Below are 21982 nucleotides of genomic sequence, written 5' to 3' on the forward strand. Positions count from 1 at the left end.
GGAACCCGCGCATGCTTGACCTTCTGATCCAACACGTGAACCTGCCCGACGGCCGCCGCGACCAATCGGTGGCGGTGCAGGACGGCCGCATTGTCGAAGTGGCCGCCGGCCTGCAGGCCCAGGCCCACGAGACCCTGGACGGCCAAGGCCGGCTGCTGAGCCCGCCTTTCGTGGATGCGCACTTCCACATGGACTCCACGCTCAGCTACGGCCTGCCCCGCATCAACCAGAGCGGCACCCTGCTGGAAGGCATTGCCCTGTGGGGCGAGCTCAAGCCCCATTTGACCCACGAGGCCATCGTGCAACGGGCTCTGAGCTACTGCGACTGGGCCGTGGCCCGCGGACTGCTGGCCATCCGCTCGCATGTGGATGTGTGCGATGACCGCCTGCTGGCGGTGCAGGCCCTGCTGGAGGTCAAGAAGACCGTGGCGCCCTACCTCGACCTGCAGCTGGTGGCCTTTCCGCAGGACGGGGTGCTGCGCTCGCCCAACGCCCTCCACAACCTGAAGCGCGCCCTGGACCTGGGGGTGGAGGTGGTGGGCGGCATTCCGCACTTCGAGCGCACCATGGCGCACGGCGCCGACAGCGTGAAACTGCTGTGCGAACTGGCGGCCGACCGCGGCCTGCTGGTGGACATGCACTGCGACGAGTCCGACGACCCGCTGTCGCGCCATGTGGAAACCCTGGCCGCGGAAACCCACCGCCTGGGGCTGCACGGCCGGGTCACCGGTTCGCACCTGACCTCCATGCACAGCATGGACAACTACTACGTCAGCAAGCTGCTGGCCCTGATGGCCGAAGCCCAGCTGGGCGTGGTGGCCAACCCGTTGATCAACATCACCCTGCAGGGCCGCCACGACAGCTACCCCAAGCGCCGTGGCATGACCCGCGTGCCTGAGCAGCTGGCCGCCGGCCTGACCGTGGCCTTTGGCCACGACTGCGTGATGGACCCCTGGTACAGCCTGGGCTCGGGCGACATGCTGGAGGTGGCCAGCATGGGCCTGCACGTGGCTCAGATGACCAGCCAGGCCGCCATGCGCCAGTGCTACGAGGCCGTGACCACGGCGCCAGCACGCCTGCTGCACCTGGACGGCTACGGCATCGCCCCCGGCTGCCACGCTGACTTTGTGCTGCTCGACGCCCGCGACCCAATCGAGGCGCTGCGCCTGCGCCCGCCCCGCTTGCGCGTCTACCGCCGTGGGAAATGCATTGCGCAATCGCAGCCGGCGGTCAGCACCTTGCACCTGCCAGGCCGCCCCGACAGCACGGCCTTCCGAAGCTGAGCCGGGGCCTCAGCCGGCCTGCCTGAAGACTCAGCCCAGCGCCTGGGCAAAGTCGGCGATCAGGTCGTCGGCCTCTTCCAGCCCGACCGACAGGCGGATCATGCTGTCGGCAATGCCCATGCCGGCGCGCACCTCGGCGCCGGCCTCCCAGAAGATGGTGTGGGCCACGGGGATGATCAGGGTGCGGGTGTCGGCCAGGCCGGTGGCCTTGATGGGCAGCTGCAGGCGGTTGCACAGGCCCAGGCAGTCGTCGGCGTTCTTCAGCTCAAACGACAGCAGCCAGGAGCCGGCCTTGAAATGCTCACGCGCGCGCTCGTACTGCGGGTGCGACGGCAGGCCGGGGTACAGCACACGGGCCACCGCAGGGTGCTGCTCCAGCCACTGCGCCAGGGCCAGGGCGGTGGCGCTGGTGCGGCCCATGCGCAGTGCCAAGGTCTCGGCGCCGGTGGCCAGCTGGTTGGCCGCATGCGAAGACAGCGTGCCACCCATGTCGCGCAAGCCCTTCTTGCGGATCTGTTGCAGGCCCCAGCCCTTGGCGTCGCCCTTGCGGTAGGAGGCAAAGATATTGGGATAGCCGGCCCAGTCGAACAGGCCGGTGTCGGTGACCGAGCCGCCGAGCGCGTTGCCATGGCCGCCGATGCTCTTGGTCAGCGAGTGGATCACCAGACCAGCGCCCACGCTGCGCGGCTTGAACAGGTAGGGCGAGGCCACGGTGTTGTCGACCACGTAGAGCAGCCCCTTGTCGCGACACAGCTGGCCGATGCCGGCCAGATCGGCCACCTGGGTGCCGGGGTTGGCAATGGTCTCGACAAACACCATGCGGGTGTTGGGCCGCACGGCCGCAGCCACCTGGGCGGCGTCGGTGGCGTCCACCGTGCTCACCTGGATGCCCAGGTCGGCCAGGGTGCCGAAGATGCTGTTGGTGTTGCCGAACACGAAACGGCTGGCCACCAGGTGGTCGCCCGCCTTGAGCAGGGTCAGGAACACGGCGCAGATGGCCGCCATGCCGGTGGAGAAGCTGATGCTGCCCAGGCCCTGCTCCATCTGGGTGAGCTTGGCCTCCAGCGCGGCCGTGGTGGGCGTGCCCTGGCGCGCGTAGTTGAAGCCGCCCTTGGCGGTGCCCTGGAACACGGCAATCAGGTCTTCGACGCGCTCGAAGCCGTATTGCACCGAGTTGTGCACGGGCTTGTGCACGCCACCATGTTCCACGTTGCCGCGGCGGTCGGCGTGGACGATCTGGGTGGTGAAGCCGTTGGTGTGGGTGTCGGTCATGGCAGGGTTCGGAAAACAGTAAAAACGGGGGTGCCCTTAGAACTCGGGGGCAATGTGTTCGGCGTAATCGTACAAGGCGCCCAGGATGGCCTCACCCCGCTCATCTGCCGTCTCGGAGAGCGAATCGATCTCGGCAAACAGCTGTTCCAGGGTGCGCGCCCCGCCCTCGCCTTCAAACAGGCGGGCGGTGCGCAGTTGCTCCCAGCGCTGGGCTTCGGCCGGGGCCAGGGTGGCCGGGAAGTTGCGCGCACGGTAGCGGAACAGCAACTCACCCAGGCGCGGGTCGTCAAAACCGGTGCGGCTGGTGGCCAGTTCCTCGGGCGACTGGGCGCGCAGCTGGTTCAGGCGACGGCGGTCGCCCGGGCCGATGAAGCCGCCGTACAGATCCTGGTCCACATCGGTGGGTTGGTCATCGGCAGGCCGGTTGAACACGGCCTTCCAAAGCTCGCTGAGGTCGGGCAGCGCCAGGGCCTTTTCGGCATGGCGCCTGGCCTGCTCCAGGTCGATGCCCCAGCGCTGGGCCATCTCGGGCCGCAACGTCTTGAGCTGACCGACCACCATGGGCGACTTGTTCAGGTGAACCGATTTGACGGGCAGGCGCTGCACGCCCTCGGGCAACTCGTCGCGCTTGCTGAACAGGCGCTGCCGGGCGGTGGCGGCATCGAGCGAGGCCAGCTCGCTGGGGTCTTGCGACAGGTCCCAGGCCAGCAGCTCGTTCTTGTTGGTGGGATGGGTGGCCAGGGGCCACATCACGGCCAGGCAGCCGCGATCGGCCGGGAACATGCCCGACACATGCAAAAACGGCTTGGCGTGCTGGGGCGAGGTGGGCAGGCCCAGTTCAGTGGCCACGCGGTCTTTCTTGTGCAGGCTGAAGCAGAAGTCGAACAGGCGGGGCTGCTTGTCGCGGATCAGCCGAGCCAGCGCGATGGTGGCACGCACGTCCGACAAGGCATCGTGGGCGGCTTCATGCAACAAGCCGTTGGCGGCGCTCAGGTGCTCCAGCTTGAAGCTCTGGCTGCCGTCTTCCTTGGTGGGCCAGACGATGCCCTCGGGCCGCAGCGCGTAGGCCATGCGCACCACGTCCAGCAGATCCCAGCGGCCGCAGCCGTTCTGCCACTCGCGCGCATAGGGGTCGATCAGGTTGCGCCAGAACATGAAGCGCGTGATCTCATCGTCAAAACGGATGGTGTTGTAGCCCACGCCCACGGTGCCGGGCTCGGAGAACGCGGCCTCGATCTGGGCGGCGAACTGGTGTTCGGGCAGGCCTTTTTCGAGGCACAGCTGAGGGGTGATGCCGGTGATCAGGCAGGACTGCGGGTCGGGCAGGTAGTCGGGCGCCGGCTGGCAATACAGCATCAGCGGCGCGCCGATCTCATTGAGCTCGGCATCGGTGCGGATGGCCGCGAACTGCGCCGGGCGGTCACGCCGGGTGTTGGCGCCAAAGGTTTCGTAATCGTGCCAGAGGAAGGTGTGCGACATGGGCGCCCATTATCCTTGCTGCGCAGGGCCTCCCGCCTCAAGGGGGCAGGTCGACACTGCTGCAGGACACGGTCTGCCGCTGGCCCAGCCAGCCCAGCACGCACTTGTCGCCCTCACGCCGGTAGGAGAAACCCACTTTGAAGCGGTTGTCGCGCAGCAGATCGGCCTCGGTGGGCGTGGGGTTCAGGGTCAGCGAGATGCTGTCCTGGGTCGAGCTGACATGGTAGGGCTGGTTGAAGAAGTTGCCGTAGATCACCGGCGGCCCATCCGTGGGGATGCCGCGGATGCCGATCACCACCCGACTCATGGTGCCGTATTGGCCGTAGTCGAACCAGTTGTCATGGATATCCAGAAAAGCCCCCGCCCGCGTGGTGTTGGGGTAGGCGTGCATGTCGACCTGGTGGTAGGCATCGCGCCCGCCGCCGGGCCGCACCAGGTTGTGGTGCACCTCATAGCGCTCGCCGGTCTGACCCGAGCCCGCGACGGCGTGGCGGTTGAAATGGAACACATTGCAGGCGATGTCGGCCGAGGTGCGCCCGTTTTGCACCACCACGCCATAGCCCAGGCCGGATTTGATGTTGTGGTGGATGTGGTTGTGGTGGATGCGCGCCTGGCGCGAGGCCTTGACCGACACCGCGGCCCAGGGCCAACCATAGATCTCGGAGTTGTCGACTTCGATGCCCAGGGCATCGACCGCCAGTTGCAGGCCGATGGTGTTGTTGGCCGTGTTGGCCGCCTGGTAGGGGCCCTCGATGCGCAAACCACTGATGCGGGAGCCGGTGTCCAGGCTGAACACCGCCCACTCATGGGGCTGCTCGTCTTCATAGGCCACGCGCAGCAAGGCCCCAGGCTGCCCGTCTTGCCCACGATCACCAAACAAGGTCTGCCCCCGGTGCAGCACCACGGCGTACTTGCGGTTGGGAATGTCGATGGTGACCCCGGCGGGCACGTAGATCAAGGGCTCCAGCCGATCCAGGTGACGCTTGAGCGTGGCGTAGTCGGTGGCTGTGACATAGCTCAGGCCGGCCCGGTCCACCCCACCGGTGCTCAGGCCACCGCCGCCCAGCACGCCACAGCGGCCCGCATCGGGATCAGGCTCCACAGGCGCCGGGGTCACCTCCCAGGCCAGCACGGCACGGGCCTGCGCGCCAGCGGCGTCCAGCACTTGCACCTCTGCACTGTAGCGGCCGGGCTGCTCGAAGCGGGCGGTCACGGTGGCGCCCGAAACGCCCAAGACGGTCTGTGCGTCGGGCACCAGGCTCAGCCCTGCCGGCACCGGCACTAGCCATTGCCAGCGCAAGGTATCGCCGTCGGGGTCGTGGGCCTGCAGGTTCAGCGGGGCTGACTGCCCTGCCACCAGGGTTTGCAGTGGGGGCAGCGCCGACTGCCAGAGCGGCGCATGGTTGTTGCCGCGGGAGCGCAGACGCAGGAACAGCGTGTCCTGGCGGGTTTGGGCCTGCAGACTCAGCAGGTCGGGGCTGCCAGCGGGAACATCGCCTGCGGCATCCACGCTTACCACAGGCAGCTCTGCCGGCATCTCGGCCCAGGCACGGCCTTGCCAGGGCGTCGCCACCAGCAAAAGGCCCAAGCCGCACACAGCCCAAACGGACCGCCCACCGCGACGCCAGCCCCACCCAGCGGCACCGGCCAGGGCGATCATCAAAACCCACCGCAGGGCCGGCTGCAGCGCGGGCACGGCCTGCACGGCCCCCGCCCCGGGGGTCGGCAATCCGCTCGCCTCAGACCGGGCCAGCCAGATCGGACCGCCGCTGCCGGCCCCGGCTTCGAGCACATCCGCCCCGGCACCCACCAGCACACGGACCGCCTTGGCATCACCCAACAGGGCCCAGGGCACAGCCAGATCCAGCACATCCTCCAGCCCAGCCGGCCCGGACAGGGTGCTGCTGGCCAGCACTTCAATGGGGGACGAAGGGGCCGCTTCGACAAAGGCACCGCCCTGACAGACGCTCCACCGCGCTGGCAGAGGCTCGCCCTGCGCATCCAGATCCACTTGCAGGCGGAACTCAAACCCTGCGGCAAGGCCCCCTGGGACTGAAGCGGCCGCTGTGCAGCCCCCTTGCTGCTGGCCGTCGCTGTCCAGGTAGAGCTGGTAAGACACACCGGCCGCCCCCGCCCAGGCCAGCGCAGACTGACAGCAAAGCAGGCCCAGAGCCAGGCGGCCCAAGCCACCCGTGTGGCAGACCGCCACGATGCGACGGCACACCGCCAGGAGAGAGAAAAACCAATGCATGAACAGCCCAGCCGACATCACCCGCAAGAGGCACCCATGGCGCCGCATGAGCAAGGCACCCCGAAGGTCCAGGCCAAGGCGCCCTGGGCGCGGGCCTGAAAAGCGGGCAGTCTAGGAGTCAGGGTGGCACAGCACCGACAGAGACGTATCCGGGCGTTAGCAGCCGCTACAAAGCCTGGTGGGAACATGCACCAAGCGCAGTTAAGTGCTTGTTATTAAAGTAGTTCGTGAGCCGCAACGATCTGACAGATTTCAGCAATTACGCGCCGATACATCGTTGGGGAGACTGTCCCGACAGCCGGGGAATGCTGTCGATGGAGGTTTCTAGAACGTGACCGGACGCGATGCCATGCGCTTATCGCAACAACTCGCGCACGGCGAACACCAGAGAGGCCAGTCCGGCCAGGCCCAGAGAAACCGTGCTCGACGCCAACAACATGGGTAGCAAGGCCTTCCAGGCGACAGCACCGATCATCCACAACAACGGCGGAATGGTGGCTGCGCAAGAGGCATCGGTGATCAGACGCGCCACATCCAGGGTGAGCTCGCGATCATTGCGGGCGCCGAGCATTCGCAAGAGACGGACCAGGGTGGCCAACAAGGCCATGACGATGCACAAGATGTCGATGGGGTTGCCGTCAGGCGGACTCATCGACGCACCACGAACACCAGGGCCACCAACATCAGCACCACGGCCCCGACCGCATCCGAGCCTGCGGGCAATTGAAGCCCCCCATAGGCCAGCAAACCCACCGCACTGGAGCCGATCACGCCCACACCAGCCAACAGGCGAATGGTGTCGGCCCACTTGACATAGCGCCGCCGTGGCTGCACCGGGCTGGCCTCTGAATTCAAAGACATGGGGCGGGATGACATCGCGACTCCTTTGCAAAAGAGAGGATCAAACACCGCCGGCAGCCCATCCGGCTGCCAGCGGCAAAGTTGTTTGATGCTCACAGGCCCAGCCGCCAACATCAACGCCAACTGTTCATTCCAAGCCTGCAAAAAGCAAAAAAGCTGACCCGGATCGCTCCTGGGTCAGCTCTTGAGATCAGCCTCGGATGACCGGGGCAGCTCAGTCGGCTGCGGCGGCCTCTTCCGGCTCAGTCGGTTCGGCCTTGGGGGCACGCTCCTTCTTGGGCAGGGGCTGGATGTCCAGCACCACGTCGGGCTTCTCGGCGTTGTCGTCGAGATCGACCGTCAGGCGGCCACCGTCGGTCAAGCGTCCGAATAGCAGTTCGTCGGCCAGCGCACGGCGGATGGTGTCCTGGATCAGGCGCTGCATCGGGCGGGCGCCCATCAGCGGATCGAAGCCCTTCTTGGCCAGGTACTTGCGCAGCTTGTCGGTGAAGGTGACCTCGACCTTCTTCTCGGCCAGCTGGGTCTCGAGCTGCAGCAGGAACTTGTCGACCACGCGCAGGATGACCTGCTCGTCCAGGGCCTTGAAGCCGACGATGGCATCCAGGCGGTTGCGGAACTCGGGTGTGAACAGGCGCTTGATGTCAGCCATCTCGTCGCCCGCCTCACGCGGGTTGGTGAAGCCGATGGTGGCCTTGTTCATGGTCTCGGCGCCCGCGTTCGTGGTCATGATGAGGATCACGTTGCGGAAGTCGGCCTTGCGCCCGTTGTTGTCGGTCAAGGTGCCGTGGTCCATCACCTGCAGCAGCACGTTGAAGATGTCCGGGTGCGCCTTCTCGATTTCGTCGAGCAGCAGCACCGCGTGCGGCTTCTTGGTGATGGCTTCGGTCAGCAGGCCGCCCTGGTCAAAACCCACATAGCCCGGGGGCGCGCCGATCAGGCGGCTCACGGCATGGCGCTCCATGTACTCCGACATGTCGAAGCGGATCAGGTCGATGCCCATGATGTAGGCCAGCTGCTTGGCGGCTTCGGTCTTGCCGACGCCGGTGGGGCCGCTGAACAGGAAGGCGCCAATCGGCTTGTCGCCCTTGCCCAGGCCCGAACGGGCCATCTTGACCGCAGAGGCCAGCACTTCCAGCGCCTTGTCCTGACCGAACACCACGCTCTTGAGGTCACGCTCCAGCGTCTGCAGCTTGCCGCGGTCGTCATTGGAGACGTTGGCGGGCGGGATGCGGGCGATCTTGGCCACGATTTCTTCGACCTCGGTCTTGCCGATGGTCTTCTTGCGCTTGGACGGGGCCAGGATGCGCTGGGCAGCGCCGGCTTCGTCGATAACATCGATGGCCTTGTCGGGCAGATGGCGGTCGTTGATGTACTTGGCGCTCAGCTCGGCGGCGGCTTGCAGGGCGGCCGCAGCGTACTTGACGCTGTGGTGCTCTTCAAAACGCGACTTCAGGCCCTTGAGGATCTCGATGGTCTGGTCCACGGTGGGCTCGACCACATCGACCTTCTGGAAGCGGCGCGACAGGGCAGCGTCTTTTTCGAAGATGCCGCGGTACTCGGTGAAGGTGGTAGCGCCGATGCACTTGAGCTGGCCGCTGGACAGCGCTGGCTTGAGCAGGTTGGACGCATCCAGCGTGCCGCCCGAGGCCGCACCCGCACCGATCAGGGTGTGGATTTCGTCGATGAACAGGATGGCGTTGGGCTTTTCCTTGAGCGTCTTGAGCACACCCTTGAGGCGTTGCTCGAAGTCGCCGCGGTACTTGGTGCCGGCCAGCAAGGCGCCCATGTCGAGCGAGTAGACGATGGCCTCAGCCAGGATCTCGGGCACATCACCCTGGGTGATGCGCCAGGCCAGGCCCTCGGCGATGGCAGTCTTGCCCACGCCGGCTTCACCCACCAGCAGCGGGTTGTTCTTGCGGCGGCGGCACAGGATCTGGATCACGCGCTCGACCTCGTACTCACGCCCGATCAGTGGATCGATCTTGCCTTCCTTGGCCTGCTGGTTGAGGTTTTGCGTGAACTGCTCGAGCGGCGAGGCCTTCTCGTTGCGTTCACCGCCCTCTTCCTGCTCGGCCTGGGGCTGGTCGTTGCCCTTGACGGGTTCCGGCGGCTCGCCCTTCTTGATGCCGTGGGCAATGAAGTTCACCACGTCCAGACGGGTCACGCCCTGCTGGTGCAGGTAGTAAACGGCATGCGAATCCTTCTCGCCGAAGATCGCGACCAGCACGTTGGCACCGGTCACTTCCTTCTTGCCATTGCCCGTGGACTGCACGTGCATGATGGCGCGCTGGATGACGCGCTGGAAGCCCAGCGTGGGCTGGGTGTCCACCTCGTCGGTGCCGGCCACCTGGGGGGTGTTGTCCTTGATGAAGTTGGTCAAGGACTTGCGCAGATCGTCGATGTTGGCTGAGCAGGCCCGCAGCACCTCGGCGGCGCTGGGGTTGTCGAGCAAGGCGAGCAGCAGGTGCTCCACGGTGATGAACTCGTGGCGCTGCTGGCGGGCCTCAACAAAGGCCATGTGCAGACTGACTTCCAATTCCTGGGCAATCATGTGAATTCCTTTTGCCTTGCTTTAAGTGGTTGAACTTTAAATCGGATCGAAAGCCATTTATTCAACAGGCTCACTGACACATTGCAGCGGATGCCCGGCCTTGTGAGCCGCATCCATGACCTGATCCACCTTGGTGGCGGCCACGTCCCGCGAGTACACGCCACAGACGCCTTTTCCATCGAGATGGATCTTCAGCATGATCTGGGTCGCGCTTTCGCGGTCCTTGTTGAAAAACTCCTGGATCACGAGGACCACGAACTCCATCGGGGTGTAGTCGTCGTTCAGCATGACCACCTGGTACATCTGCGGCGGCTTGACCTTTTGCGTCAAGCGTTCGAGCACCACGGAATCGCCGCCGCCATGCTCCGGCGGCGCCAGCTTGGGTGCAGCGGGTTTGGAAGGTGATTTCGTTGCCATGAATTTCATTCTAATGACGGTCTCGGGGGCCCGTGGGCTCAAAGGGCAATTGGCCCCCACGAGCGGACATTTCAAGGCCTAAATTTTCACAAAATGAAAAAAATGCCCTTTTCAAAGGCCGTTCAACGGGGATCTCTGGCCGTTCAGTCGTAAACGATGCGGGCCTGGCCCTCATGGGCCTGGGCCGTCCAACCCGCCAGGGCGGCATCGCTGGGGAAGAATCGCGCCCCTTCGCCCAGGTGCAGCTCGGCCGACACGGCCATGCCGTCCTTTTCGCGCAACACCTGCAGACGGATGTCCATGCCGCGCTCCAGGGTGCCGGATTCGGACTCTTCCAGGCGTGGCGGGTGCTCGCGCAGCAGGCGGGCAATGTCGGGCGCACGCCCGTTGACCACCACCTGCAGGTGCTTGCCAAAGCGGCAGCGCGCCGAGGCCAGGTCCCAGACCTGCACCACCTGCAGGCGCAGCCCGCCCGAGAACCGGTCAGGCTGGCACTTGGCACTGACGATGATCATCTCGTCGTCCTTGAGCAGGTTCTTGTTGGCGTTGATCAGGGCTTCGTCGGCGGTGGCCTCGATGGTGCGGCTCTTGTCGTCGAGCTTGAAGATGGCCAGCTTGCCGCGCTGGCCGTTGATGACCCGCAGATCGCTCACGATGCCGGCCACCATCTGGGGGTCGCGGCTGTCGGCCAATTCATCGATCTGGCGCCGCACAAAGCGCCGCACCTCGGTGGCCACCTCGTCGAACAGGTGGCCCGACAGGTAAAAGCCCACCGCCGTCTTCTCGTAGGTGAGCCGCTCCTTGATGCCCCAGGGCAGGGTTTCGACCAGACCGGGCTCTTGCGTGCTGGAGCCATGGGCGTCGTCGCCGAACATGTCGAACAGGCCGCCCTGGTTGGCATTGGCCGCCGTGGCGGCGGCAAATTCGAAGGCCCGGTCAATCGAGGCGACCAGCGCGGCCCGGTTGGGCTCGATGGCATCAAAGGCCCCGGCCTTGATCAGCGCCTCGACGGTGCGCTTGTTGATGGCCTTGCGGTCCACCCGCAGGGCAAAGTCGAACAGGCTCTTGAAGGGGCCGCCCTCTTCGCGCGCGGCCACCACGGCCTCGATGGCCGACTGGCCCGTGCCCTTGACGGCGCCCAAGCCGTAGCGGATCACGGTGTTGGTGACCGGCTCGAAGCGGTAGCGACCCCGGTTCACATCGGGCGGCTCAAAGCTCATGCCCATCTTCACGCCGTCTTCGTACAACACCTTGAGCTTGTCGGTGTCGTCCATTTCGACGGTCATGTTGGCGCAGAAGAACTCGGCGGTGAAATGCACCTTGAGCCAGGCCGTGTGGTAGGCCAGCAGCGAGTACGCGGCCGCGTGCGACTTGTTGAAGCCATAGCCCGCAAACTTCTCCATCAAGTCGAAGACTTCGTCGGCCTTCTTCTCGTCCAGCCCATTCTTGGCCGCGCCGGCCCGGAAGATCTGGCGATGCTCGGCCATTTCCTCGGCCTTCTTCTTTCCCATGGCGCGGCGCAACAAGTCGGCGCCGCCCAGCGAGTAGCCGCCCAGCACCTGGGCGGTCTGCATCACCTGCTCCTGGTACACCATGATCCCGTAGGTTTCCGCCAGCACCGCCTCCACCAGCGGGTGCGGGTACTCCACCTCTTCGCGCCCGTGTTTGCGGGCCACAAAGCTGGGGATCAGGTCCATCGGGCCCGGGCGGTACAGCGCATTGAGCGCGATCAGGTCTTCCAGGCGCGAAGGCTTGGCGTCTTTCAGCATGCCCTGCATGCCGCGGCTTTCAAACTGGAACACCGCCTCGGTCTTGCCCTCCTGGAACAGGCGGTAGGTGGGCAGATCGTCGAGCGGGATGGTCTCGAAGTTGAAGTTCTCCTGGCCCTTGTGGCGCTTCATGATGAATTCGCGCGCGATCTCCAGGATGGTCAGCGTGGCCAGACCCAAGAAGTCGAACTTCACCAGGCCGATGGCCTCCACGTCGTCCTTGTCGTACTGGCTCACGGCCGACTCGCTGCCCGGCTGCTGGTACAGGGCGCAGAAATCGGTCAGCTTGCCCGGCGCGATCAGCACCCCCCCGGCGTGCATGCCGATGTTTCGGGTCATGCCTTCGAGCTTTTGCGCCATCTCGATGACGGTCTTGACGTCTTCTTCCTTCTGGATGCGCTCGGCCAGCACCGGCTCCAGTTCGATGGCGTAGTTGTTCTTGTCGCCCTCTTTCTTGGGGTTGGGCGGGTACTGCAGGGTGTAGGACATGCCCGGCTTGTTGGGCACCAGCTTGGAGATGCCATCGCAGAAGGTGTAGCTCATGTCCATCACGCGCCCCACGTCGCGGATGGCCGCCTTGGCCGCCATGGTGCCGAAGGTGGCGATCTGGCTCACGGCGTCCTTGCCGTACTTGTCCTTCACGTAATCGATCACGCGGTCGCGGTTGCCCTGGCAGAAGTCGATGTCAAAGTCAGGCATCGACACCCGCTCGGGGTTCAGAAAACGTTCGAACAGCAGGTTGTATTGCAGCGGGTCCAGGTCGGTGATCTTCAGCGCATAGGCCACCAGCGAGCCGGCCCCCGAGCCCCGGCCCGGGCCCACCGGGCAACCGTGGGTCTTGGCCCACTGGATGAAGTCGCCCACGATCAGGAAGTAGCCCGGAAAGCCCATCTTCAGGATGGTGTTGAGCTCGAACTCCAGCCGCTCCACATAGCGTGGCCGCTGCGCGTCGCGCTCCTCGGCTTTTGGAAACAGCAGTTTCAAGCGTTCTTCCAGCCCCTCGTGCGAGGCAAAGCGGAAGTACTCGGCGATCGGCATGCCGTTGGGCGTGGGGAAATCGGGCAGCTGCGGCTTGCCCAGCACCAGCGACAGGCTGCAGCGGCGTGCGATCTCGACCGTGTTGCGCAGCGCCGAAGGCAGATCGGCAAACAGCGCCGCCATCTGCTCGGAGTTCTTGAAATACTGCTCGCGGGTGAACCTGCGCACCCGCCGCGGGTTGGCCAGAATTTCACCCTCTGAAATACAGACCCGCGCCTCATGGGCCTCGAAGTCGTCCGGCCCGGTGAACTGCACCGGGTGGGTGGCCACCACCGGCAGCTTGAGGCGTGCGGCCAGCTTGACTGCGGCCACCACATGGGCCTCGTCCTCGGCCCGGCCGGCGCGCTGAACCTCCATATAGAAGCGGTGCGGGAACACGCTGGCCATCTGCAAAGCCAAGTCGGCCGCCGCGCCCTCGTCGCCACGCAGCAACGCCTGGCCCACGGCGCCCGAATGGGCGCCCGACAAGGCGATCAGACCCTCGTTGAGCTCGGCCAGCCAGGCCCGGGTGCACACCGCCTGGGCGTTGTGCACATTGCGCGTCCAGCCCCGAGCCAGCAATTCGCACAGGTTCAGGTAGCCCTGGCGGTTCTGCACCAGCAGCAGCATGCGCGACACCAGGGTGGGTGCCTGCGGCGTGCCTTCCAGCACGATTTCGGCCCCGATGATGGGCTTGACGCCCTTGCCACGGGCCTCTTTGTACAGCTTGATCGCGCCAAACAGGTTGTTGAAATCGGTCAGAGCCAGGGCAGGCTGGACATCCTTGGCCGCCAGCTTGACGACTTCATCGATGCGGGTGGTTCCGTCGACCACGGAAAACTCGGAGTGCAGGCGCAGGTGAACAAACATCCGGCCATTGTAGGAAACGCGGCCCGCCGCCGAGAGCTTGCCAGCACAAATCCTTTGGCCCTGTTCGGGCCCCGCCGGGTCCTTGCCGGGTCCTTGCCATGGAGCCGACAAATGGTCATGAGGAAGCAGACGAGCGGCTCAAACAGCCGCTCATCGTTCAATATTTGCCAATCATCACTTAAATTCACCAGATCTGAACCATTCGCGGGCGCAATGTTAAATTTAGTATCGGTGGTAATCCATTGATCAATCCAGTTACAAGCCATGCCCCCGCCCCTGAACCCAAGCCCGCGCCAGCTCACTCGCGTCCGATGTGCCGACGGTCGCGCGCAGCGAGGCTTTTCCTTGCTGGAAGTGCTGGTCGCCATTTTTGTACTGTCCTTCGGCATGTTGGGCATGGTGGGCATGCAGTCGTTTTCGCTGCAGGCCAATCGGCAGGCGCGGCTGGCTTCCACCGCCGCGGGCTTGGCCCGTGAAATGGCAGAAATGATGCGGGGCAACAAGAATCAGGCCCTGCTGACCACCAACAACCCCTATTTCGTCGACCTCAGCGGTACCTTGACGGCGCCAACGGCGAGTTACTGCCTCAGCGTCAGCAACACCAGCACGGGCTGCACCAGCGCGACCGCCATTGCCAATGCCGAAATGACCGAGTGGCTTTACCGCGTGCAAACAGAGCTGCCCGGCGCCAAGGTGCAAATCTGCTTTGACAACGCCCCCTATGACAGCAACAACCTGCCGCAGTGGGGCTGCAATGGCACGGGTACCGACTTTGTGGCCTATATCAAGCTCGCCTGGCCCCAGACCAGCACCGACCGCAGTGACACGGGTTCAGCGGTCACGGTGCAAGCCAGCACGCGCCCCATCATCATGATCCCTGTCACAGCAGGAAACACCTGATGCCTCTTGATCTGACTCCCACACAACGGCAGCGGGTTCGAGGCGTGACCCTGGTCGAACTGATGGTGGCCCTGGCCGTCAGCATGGTCGTGGCCCTCGCCGCGCTGGCGGCCCTGAATATCGCCCGTCAAGGCTTCACGGTCAATGATTCGGCAGCTCAGCTGCGAGAGAACGGTCGCTTTGTCTCAGACCTGCTGCAGCGCCTCGTGGTGCAGACGGGCTTCAAGGATCTCAGCTACGCCACCACCCCGCGACCCACCAATGTCGCTGGCCTGGTCAGCAACCCGCCCCCCGCCATCTATGGGCTCAACAACCGCAGCCGGGTCAGCACCGACGCCTGGGATGCAGGTACCGCCTGGACATCCGGCGCCACTGGCTATGGCAGCGACATCCTGGTGCTGCGCTTTCAGCCCAGTTCGAACTCATCGACCGCAACGGCGGCAGATGGCAGCATGATCAACTGCAATGGTGAAAGTCTGACCACGCTGCCCACCAACCGAGACGACCGCGCCATCAGCATCCTGCATGTCGGCACCGACTCGGACGGCGAGCCCAGCCTCATGTGCAGTTCCATCCCGGTCAACAGCAGCACCGTGACGCAGACCACCCTGGTGCGCGGAGTGGAGAATTTCCAGGTGCTCTATGGTGTGGACGGCATTGCGCCAGGCAACACGAGCACAACATCTCCCTCGACAGCCCCCAATTTGCCGGATCGCTATTTGCGAGCCGACCAGTTGACTGTGAGCAACCTCGCGGCCAGCTACTTCAACTGGCGCCGAGTGCGTAGCGTGCGCATTGGTCTGGTGCTGCGCAGCCCTCCGGGGCAGTCCCCTGATGTCACCTCGGCGACCTTTCTCCCTTTCGGCGTGGGTAAGTCCAGCAGCACCGCTGCGGATGGCAGCGCCTTCGCCAGCACTGACGATCCAGGCACAACGGCCAGCGAGAACACCTTCACCGATACCCGTTTCCGCCGCGCCGTGACCTTCACCATCCACTTGCGCAATGACCAGGGAAGCTGACATGGCCATGGCCTCTTCCACCCGCAATGCCTCAACAGCTTGCGCCCAGAAGGGCGCATCGCTGATAGTGGTGCTGATTCTGCTGATTGTGGTGTCCTTGCTGGGCGTGGGCAGCATCCAGATCGCCACCATGGGCGAACGAAGTGCTCGCAACGACCGGGATCAGCAGATTGCCTGGCAGGCCGCCGAAGCAGCCCTGATGGATGCCGAACTGGACATTGACCCGAACGGCATGGGCACAGGATCAAGGCGCAGCACCTTCGCACCGACCACTGACGCCAGTGCCTTTGTGCTCAACTGTGGAAGTTCGTCCACCAACCGGGGACTGTGTGCAGAAAACCCGACCGGCAAGCCGGCCTGGTTAAGCGTCGACTTTTTAAGCACCAGCACACCCAAAACGGTCGGTTGGGGCGATTTCTCCAACAGGGGCGCCAACACCTATCCGACGGGTGGTGGCCTGAAGTCCTACCAGGCGCCCCGTTATGTGATCGAAGCCATCAAGGACCCTGCCGAAGTGCAGACCAAAGGCATCGTCGAATCCCGTTATGTGTACCGCGTGACGGCCATGGGCTTCGGCCCGCGCCAAGACATCCAGACCGTGATGCAAATGATTTACCGCGATTGAGAAGGCAACTCCATGAACGCCCCTACCCCTCATCTCTCGTGGCTTCAACGATCGCGCCTTGCCTTGAGCCAACGTTCCGTTTTTGCGACTGTGACACTGGCACTGCTGCTGACGGGCTTGGGGCTGTCTTGGCTGGTGCATGGCCAAAGCACAGCGCCCAATTACCCGGCCATCTTGCTGTCTTCCAACCCACTGTATGCCACCACCCCCATCGACAAGCCCAGCTTGGCGCTGGCGCTTTCGGTGGAATACCCCACCGTAGGCGCCCAATACACCCCTGGCGGGAGCAGCGACAACACCTATTCCAACGCCACCGAGTACCTGGGTTATTACGACGCAGAGTCGTGCTACACCTACAACGACAGCCCCACTGAAACGCCGACCACTGGCCTCAGCGCCAGCGACTACAAGCGCTTCGATCGCAGCGGTGCCGCCACCAGCCGCAAATGCAGCAACGCCTTCAGCGGCAACTTTCTGAACTGGGCCAGCAGCTCGGCCATCGACATGCTGCGCCTGGCCCTGTCGGGCGGCGACCGCTACATCGACCAGGACGGTCTGACCATTCTGCAGCGCGCCCTGATCCCCAATGGCGACCCGATCTGCATGTGGAACAGCAGCAACTTTCCAGCCAAGCAACTCAGCAAAGATGGTGGCGGAGCAGGCACCTATTGGGGGGCCGTGCCCACGGCCATGATCACCGCCGCCAATGGCAGCGACATTTATGTGGCCAACACGCTCAACCGCATCTATTTCGGCACCTCTGCAACGGGTGATTGTGGCAGTGGCCCTAGCAGTTACACCCTTGGCGCTGCAGTTTTGACGCTGCCATCGGATGCCACTTTTTGCGTCAATGAGGGAGGGACCTGCACCGTCAATGGCAACTATGAGATCTGGTACGGTGCCGGCCAATCCTGGTCTGTGCTTCCCTATCAGGGTCGGAGAAACAACGTCAGTTGCAGCAACGGAACCTTTGGTGACCCCATTCCAGGTACAGCCAAAAAGTGCTATTACCGCGCCTACTCGGGTACGTGGACTGCGCCCCAGCCGACCGGGGGCATGAACAGCGATGGCTATTTCTTCTCGCGGGTCCAGGTTTGTAACAAAAGCAGCGGCGCCCTGGCCGACGTACGCGATTACGGCCTGTGCTCGCTCTACCCCAGCGGCAACTACAAACCCACAGGCGTGATCCAGAAGTACAGCGACCAACTGCGACTGGCCGCCTTCGGCTACTTGATGGACCAGACCGCCAGTTACAACACCGGCGGTCGCTACGGTGGGGTGTTGCGTGCGCCTATGAAGTACGTGGGCTACAAGACCTTTGACGAAACCGGCAACGACAACACGCCCAGCACCGGCAACGCCAACGTCGAATGGAACACCACCACCGGCATTTTTGTGGCCAACCCCGACAGCAATGCCATGGGCATCAGCGGCGTGGTCAACTACCTCAACAAATTTGGCCGCACCGGTCCGGTGCCCGGGCGCTACAAGATCTATGACCCGGTGGGCGAGTTGCATTACGAGGTGCTGCGCTACCTGCAGGGGCTGAGCCCCAGTGCCGATGCCATCAGCAACATCACCGACACCTACAAGGACGGCTTCCCGGTCTTCACCACCTGGACCGACCCCTATGGCGGGAGCCGCAGCAGCACGGCCGACTACTCCTGCGTGCGCAGCAACATCGTGGTGATTGGCGATATCAACACGCACGATGGCAACCGACTGCCCAGCACGGACATGGCCAATAACATCATCGACATCAATGGCTGGCGCACGACGGTGCAGAATTTCGAAAAGAACGTCACCACTGCCACCTACACGGACGGCCAAGGTGTATCGCGGAACACGGGCAACCCCAACGGAGCCAACAACAGCGTTCCATCTGGCACCAGCACCAGCCAGATCATGGGTTCGGCCTACTGGGCACATACCCATGACATTCGAGGGACCACCTGGACCAATGCGACGTCAATGCAACGGCCTGGGCTGCGTGTCAAGACCTTCCTCTTTGACGTGAACGAATACGGTGCTCAGAACGACGCCAACACCCGCCACTACGCCAACCAGTTCTTCATGGCCTCCAAGTACGGTGGCTTTGAGACCGACGCCTCCAACGTGGGCAGCAACCCCTACAACACGTGGGGCAACCCCTTCAAGCGGCAAGACGGCACCAACGACAACAATGTCTGGCAGAACCTGACCTCTCCCGGCGAAGCCAGCACCTATTACCTGCAAAGCAGTGCGCGTGGGGTGTTGAGCGCCTTCAACGGGATTTTCAGCCGCGCAGCCAACTCGTCACGCAACATTGCTGGCGTGGCGCTGCAGTCCAAATACCTCACCGCCACCAATGGCAGCGTGATTTATCAGGGGGCTTTCGACACCAGCAACTGGACCGGTGACGTGCTGGCCTTGCCGCCGAGCGTCAGTGGCACGACGGTGACGCTGGGTACCAATGCCAACTGGAGTGCGGCCGATGTGCTGACCAATCGAGCCAACCCGGCCACCTCACGCAACATCGTCATGGGCGTGGCTGGCGCCACTGCCAACCCCACGGCGACTGATTTTCTATGGACTTCCATCAGCACCACCGTTCAGAGTGCGTTGAACAAGGCCTCACCAACTGCAGCGACCGACACCCTGGGCCAGAGCCGCCTCAATTACCTGCGGGGCGACCGGTCGCTGGAAGGCACGACCTTCCGCACCCGCAGCAAGCTGCTGGGGGACATCATCAACTCCAGTGTGGTGTATGCGGGCAAACCCGCCACGGGCTACACCGAGAACAGCTACAGTACCTTCTACAGCACCAATGCGAGCCGCACAGCGGCCGTCTACGTTGGTGCCAACGACGGCATGCTGCATGCCTTCAATGCCAGCACCGGTGCAGAGTTGTTCGGCTATATACCGAGCTGGATGGCCACCAAGCTGTCTGCCCTGACCGGAGCCAGCTACGCCAACAACCACCAAAGCTATGTGGATGGCCTGCCCGCCGTAGGTGAAGCCTGCGTGGGCGCCTCGCACACCTTGAGCGCCACCACCTGTACCTGGAAGTCAGTGCTGGTCTCGGGCACCGGCGCTGGTGGCCAAGGCGTGTTTGCCCTGGATGTGACCGACCCGACGGCGTTCTCGGCCTCCAAGGTCATGTGGGAGTTCACCAACACCGATGACAACGACCTGGGTTATGTGGTGGGTCAGCCGCAGATCCTCAAGATGGTCACCAGTGCGCCCGGAGCCACGTCCACCACCTACCGCTGGTTTGCGGTGGTAGCCAGCGGTGTTGACAACTACGTCACCGATGCCAACGGGCGCTTCAGCAGCACCGGCAAGCCAGCACTGTTCTTCCTGGCTTTGGACAAGGCGGCCGGTGCCGCCTGGACACTAGGCACCAACTATTACAAGGTATCGTTGCCCTTGGACACCACGCTGGCCGCCAGCAAGGCGCCTGGCGTGACCAATTTCACAGCCCTGTACGACGCGGCCGGCGCAGCCAACCGCATTTTTGTCGGCGACCTGCATGGCAAGCTTTGGAAGTTTGATTTCACGCCCCGTGCCGTCAGCACCACCCGGGCGGCTTTCGATCCAACGGTACTGGCCAACTGGAACGCCGACAACCTGTCCTTCTTCTCCAAAAGCGGCGACCCGGCCGCCCCGACGGCCTACCCGATGTACATCGCCAAGGACGCGACCACCAGTACCAACAACCAGCCCATCTTTTCGGCCCCAAGAGCGGTGACGGGCCCAGTGGTGGGCGGACTGCAAACCTTCTACGTGATCTTTGGGACCGGCAAATTTCTGGAGTCAGGAGACAAGACCTCGACCGCGCAGAATTCGATCTACGCCGTTTATGACGACGGTAAGACCACGCTGAACCAGTCGGACAGCGCCACGCTCACCAGCACGACCCCCAGCGTGATCACCGGGCGCAGCCGGCTTCAGCAGGGCACCCCAACGACCACCACCACCACAACCACAACAGGCACCACCACCACCACCACGACGACCAAGACCATCGTGGTGTCAGCGTTCGTCTGGGGCCGCCCCTTGACGGACACCGCAACCAACACGGACTCAAGCACGGGCTCGAATGTCACGCTGCCACTCAAATCCGGTTGGTACTTCGATCTGCCCGACTCGGGCGAAAAGATGATCAGCAACTTCCTGGACCTGAGCCCCCAGGTCACCTTCAACACCATCATTCCAGGTGCAGCGGGGGCCACGGGCTCATGTACCGCCACACCGGGTAGCGGCAATCAGTATGTGGTGAACATTGCAACCGGCAACGGCACCTACACCGCCTCTACTGTGGGTTTGCTGGGGGCCAGTCTCTACATCGACATCGATTCGGGCAGTTCGGTCACGAGCAGTGACAACACTGGCCGTCGCACGCGAACCACCACGAAGACCAGCCTGCAAAGCGGCTCCACGGGCTCCGCAGTGGCCGGAACCCAGGTCGTCATCACCGACATCCTGGGCCGCCTAAGCTGGCGCCAGATCAACAATTACTGGGACTTGAAGGCAGCACCATGATGTTCAAACGAGCCAATCAAGGCTTCACCCTCATCGAGTTGATGATCACCGTCGCCATCGTGGCCATCCTGGCCAAGGTGGCCCTCGGGGCCTACCAGGACTCGGTGCTCAAGGGCAAGCGTGCCCAGGGCCGCACAGCCATCACCGAGTTGCTGCTGCAGCAGGAACGCTACCTGACCCAGCGCAACTGCTACCTGGGCTTCTCATCCACCACCAGTGGCGCTAGCGCGAGCGCCTACCCCTCGGGTGTCTGTGGCGGCGGCACACCCTCGTTCACAGCCACCACATTCCCGTTCAAGTACTACTCTGGCGACAACGCCAGCAGCCCGGCCTACCTGTTGAGCGCCGCGAACTGCAGCGGCAGCACCATTGCCGATTGCGTTCAGATCACCGCCACACCCCAGTTCAATGACACCGCCGTTGGATCCCTTCAGGCCACCAGCAGCGGCACCAAGAGCTGCACCGGCACCGCCGCATCCACCAACCCCAAGCTGTGCTGGCCATGAAAGCCTTGCCACATCAGGGCTCGCGGGGCTTCACACTGATCGAGTTGATCATGGTCATGGCCATCATCGTGGTGTTGGCCGTGGTGGCCATCCCCAATTTTGTGACCTTCCAGCGCAACTCGCAGCTGACCTCGACCGCAAATGGCCTGCTGGCCTCGATCAATGCCGCGCGTGGTGAGGCCATGAAGCGCAACCAGACCGCCTTTGTGGTACCCAACACCGGCACCGACTGGACAACGGGCTGGAAGGTGTTTGTTTCGAGACCCGGCTACAGCACCTCTACCGGGGTGTACGACCCGACCTCGACCGACGTCACATCCTCCACCTACAACGACGGACATGACCTGCTGGTGCAAAGCGTGCCGGCCCAGGCCAGCTACCTCAGTATCACCTCCAGTGACTCGGCAGGCACAGCCGTGGGCCTGATCCGCTTCGACGGTTCAGGCTACTCCAAGACCTCCGACAATAGCGGCTTTCAAGCCATGACCTTGCGCTTGCGCCGCAACGACGTGAGCACGGGCCAACAGCCGTCGGAAACCCGCATCCTGGTGTTGGCCCGTACAGGGCGCGCCCGTGTCTGCAAGCCAGCCTCGTCCAGCGACACCAACTGCAGCACCACATCCACACAGTGAGTTCGG

General features: G+C 63.8%; 15 protein-coding genes. 7 read left to right on the forward strand and 8 right to left on the reverse strand.

All coding sequences use genetic code 11. The annotated features are described in order from the left end of the window. The first annotated feature begins 11 nt into the window (after positions 1-11). A complete protein-coding gene (locus tag F624_RS0117320; RefSeq protein ID WP_019575594.1) occupies positions 12-1283 on the forward strand; it encodes an amidohydrolase family protein in 1272 nt (423 codons plus the stop codon). A gap of 30 nt (positions 1284-1313) precedes the next feature. Here F624_RS0117320 and F624_RS0117325 read toward each other — a convergent pair whose 3' ends face one another. The 8 genes from F624_RS0117325 to dnaE form a co-directional block, all read right to left on the reverse strand. Further along, entirely contained in the window at positions 1314-2555 is a 1242-nt protein-coding gene (locus F624_RS0117325; RefSeq protein WP_019575595.1) for a cystathionine gamma-synthase family protein, read from the reverse strand. Between the two features lie 36 nt (positions 2556-2591). Next, positions 2592-4034, reverse strand: coding sequence for an exodeoxyribonuclease I (sbcB, locus tag F624_RS0117330; RefSeq protein ID WP_019575596.1), 1443 nt, complete (start codon positions 4032-4034; stop codon positions 2592-2594). Between the two features lie 37 nt (positions 4035-4071). Then, positions 4072-6285: a PKD domain-containing protein gene (locus F624_RS33495; RefSeq protein ID WP_169426626.1), complete on the reverse strand. Its 2214-nt coding sequence runs from the start codon at positions 6283-6285 to the stop codon at positions 4072-4074. A 355-nt stretch (positions 6286-6640) separates the two neighbouring features. Further along, positions 6641-6937 carry a hypothetical protein gene (locus tag F624_RS0117340; RefSeq protein ID WP_019575598.1) on the reverse strand — a complete coding sequence of 99 codons (297 nt, stop codon included), beginning with the start codon at positions 6935-6937 and terminating at the stop codon, positions 6641-6643. Then, entirely contained in the window at positions 6934-7146 is a 213-nt protein-coding gene (locus tag F624_RS0117345) for a hypothetical protein (RefSeq protein WP_019575599.1), read from the reverse strand. The genes F624_RS0117340 and F624_RS0117345 overlap by 4 nt, the downstream gene beginning before the upstream one ends. Before the next feature lie 214 nt (positions 7147-7360). Beyond that, on the reverse strand, positions 7361-9697 hold the full coding sequence (gene clpA / locus F624_RS0117350) for an ATP-dependent Clp protease ATP-binding subunit ClpA (protein WP_019575600.1): 2337 nt from the start codon (positions 9695-9697) through the stop codon (positions 7361-7363). 57 nt (positions 9698-9754) lie between these two features. Continuing rightward, positions 9755-10123 carry an ATP-dependent Clp protease adapter ClpS gene (gene clpS, locus F624_RS0117355; protein WP_019575601.1) on the reverse strand — a complete coding sequence of 123 codons (369 nt, stop codon included), beginning with the start codon at positions 10121-10123 and terminating at the stop codon, positions 9755-9757. 134 nt (positions 10124-10257) lie between these two features. Beyond that, positions 10258-13770 (reverse strand): DNA polymerase III subunit alpha, encoded by a 3513-nt coding sequence (gene dnaE, locus F624_RS0117360; RefSeq protein ID WP_019575602.1) that lies wholly within the window; start codon positions 13768-13770, stop codon positions 10258-10260. A 264-nt stretch (positions 13771-14034) separates the two neighbouring features. Between dnaE and pilV the strand changes: the two genes are divergently transcribed. The 6 genes from pilV to F624_RS0117390 all read left to right on the forward strand — a co-directional run bounded on the left by pilV (position 14035) and on the right by F624_RS0117390 (position 21976). After that, positions 14035-14670, forward strand: a complete 636-nt coding sequence (gene pilV / locus F624_RS0117365; protein ID WP_051107443.1) for a type IV pilus modification protein PilV — start codon at positions 14035-14037, stop codon at positions 14668-14670. Further along, positions 14670-15689: a PilW family protein gene (locus F624_RS0117370; protein ID WP_031255365.1), complete on the forward strand. Its 1020-nt coding sequence runs from the start codon at positions 14670-14672 to the stop codon at positions 15687-15689. The genes pilV and F624_RS0117370 overlap by 1 nt, the downstream gene beginning before the upstream one ends. A 1-nt stretch (position 15690) precedes the next feature. Beyond that, positions 15691-16314, forward strand: coding sequence for a pilus assembly PilX family protein (locus tag F624_RS0117375; RefSeq protein WP_019575605.1), 624 nt, complete (start codon positions 15691-15693; stop codon positions 16312-16314). Positions 16315-16377: 63 nt separating this feature from the next. After that, positions 16378-20838, forward strand: coding sequence for a pilus assembly protein (locus tag F624_RS0117380; protein WP_245573664.1), 4461 nt, complete (start codon positions 16378-16380; stop codon positions 20836-20838). After that, a complete protein-coding gene (locus F624_RS0117385; protein WP_031255371.1) occupies positions 20835-21344 on the forward strand; it encodes a type IV pilin protein in 510 nt (169 codons plus the stop codon). The genes F624_RS0117380 and F624_RS0117385 overlap by 4 nt, the downstream gene beginning before the upstream one ends. Beyond that, on the forward strand, positions 21341-21976 hold the full coding sequence (locus F624_RS0117390) for a GspH/FimT family pseudopilin (protein WP_043426180.1): 636 nt from the start codon (positions 21341-21343) through the stop codon (positions 21974-21976). The genes F624_RS0117385 and F624_RS0117390 overlap by 4 nt, the downstream gene beginning before the upstream one ends. The last annotated feature ends 6 nt before the right edge of the window (positions 21977-21982 follow it).

The organism is Curvibacter lanceolatus ATCC 14669 (genome assembly GCF_000381265.1).
GTDB lineage: Bacteria > Pseudomonadota > Gammaproteobacteria > Burkholderiales > Burkholderiaceae_C > Curvibacter > Curvibacter lanceolatus.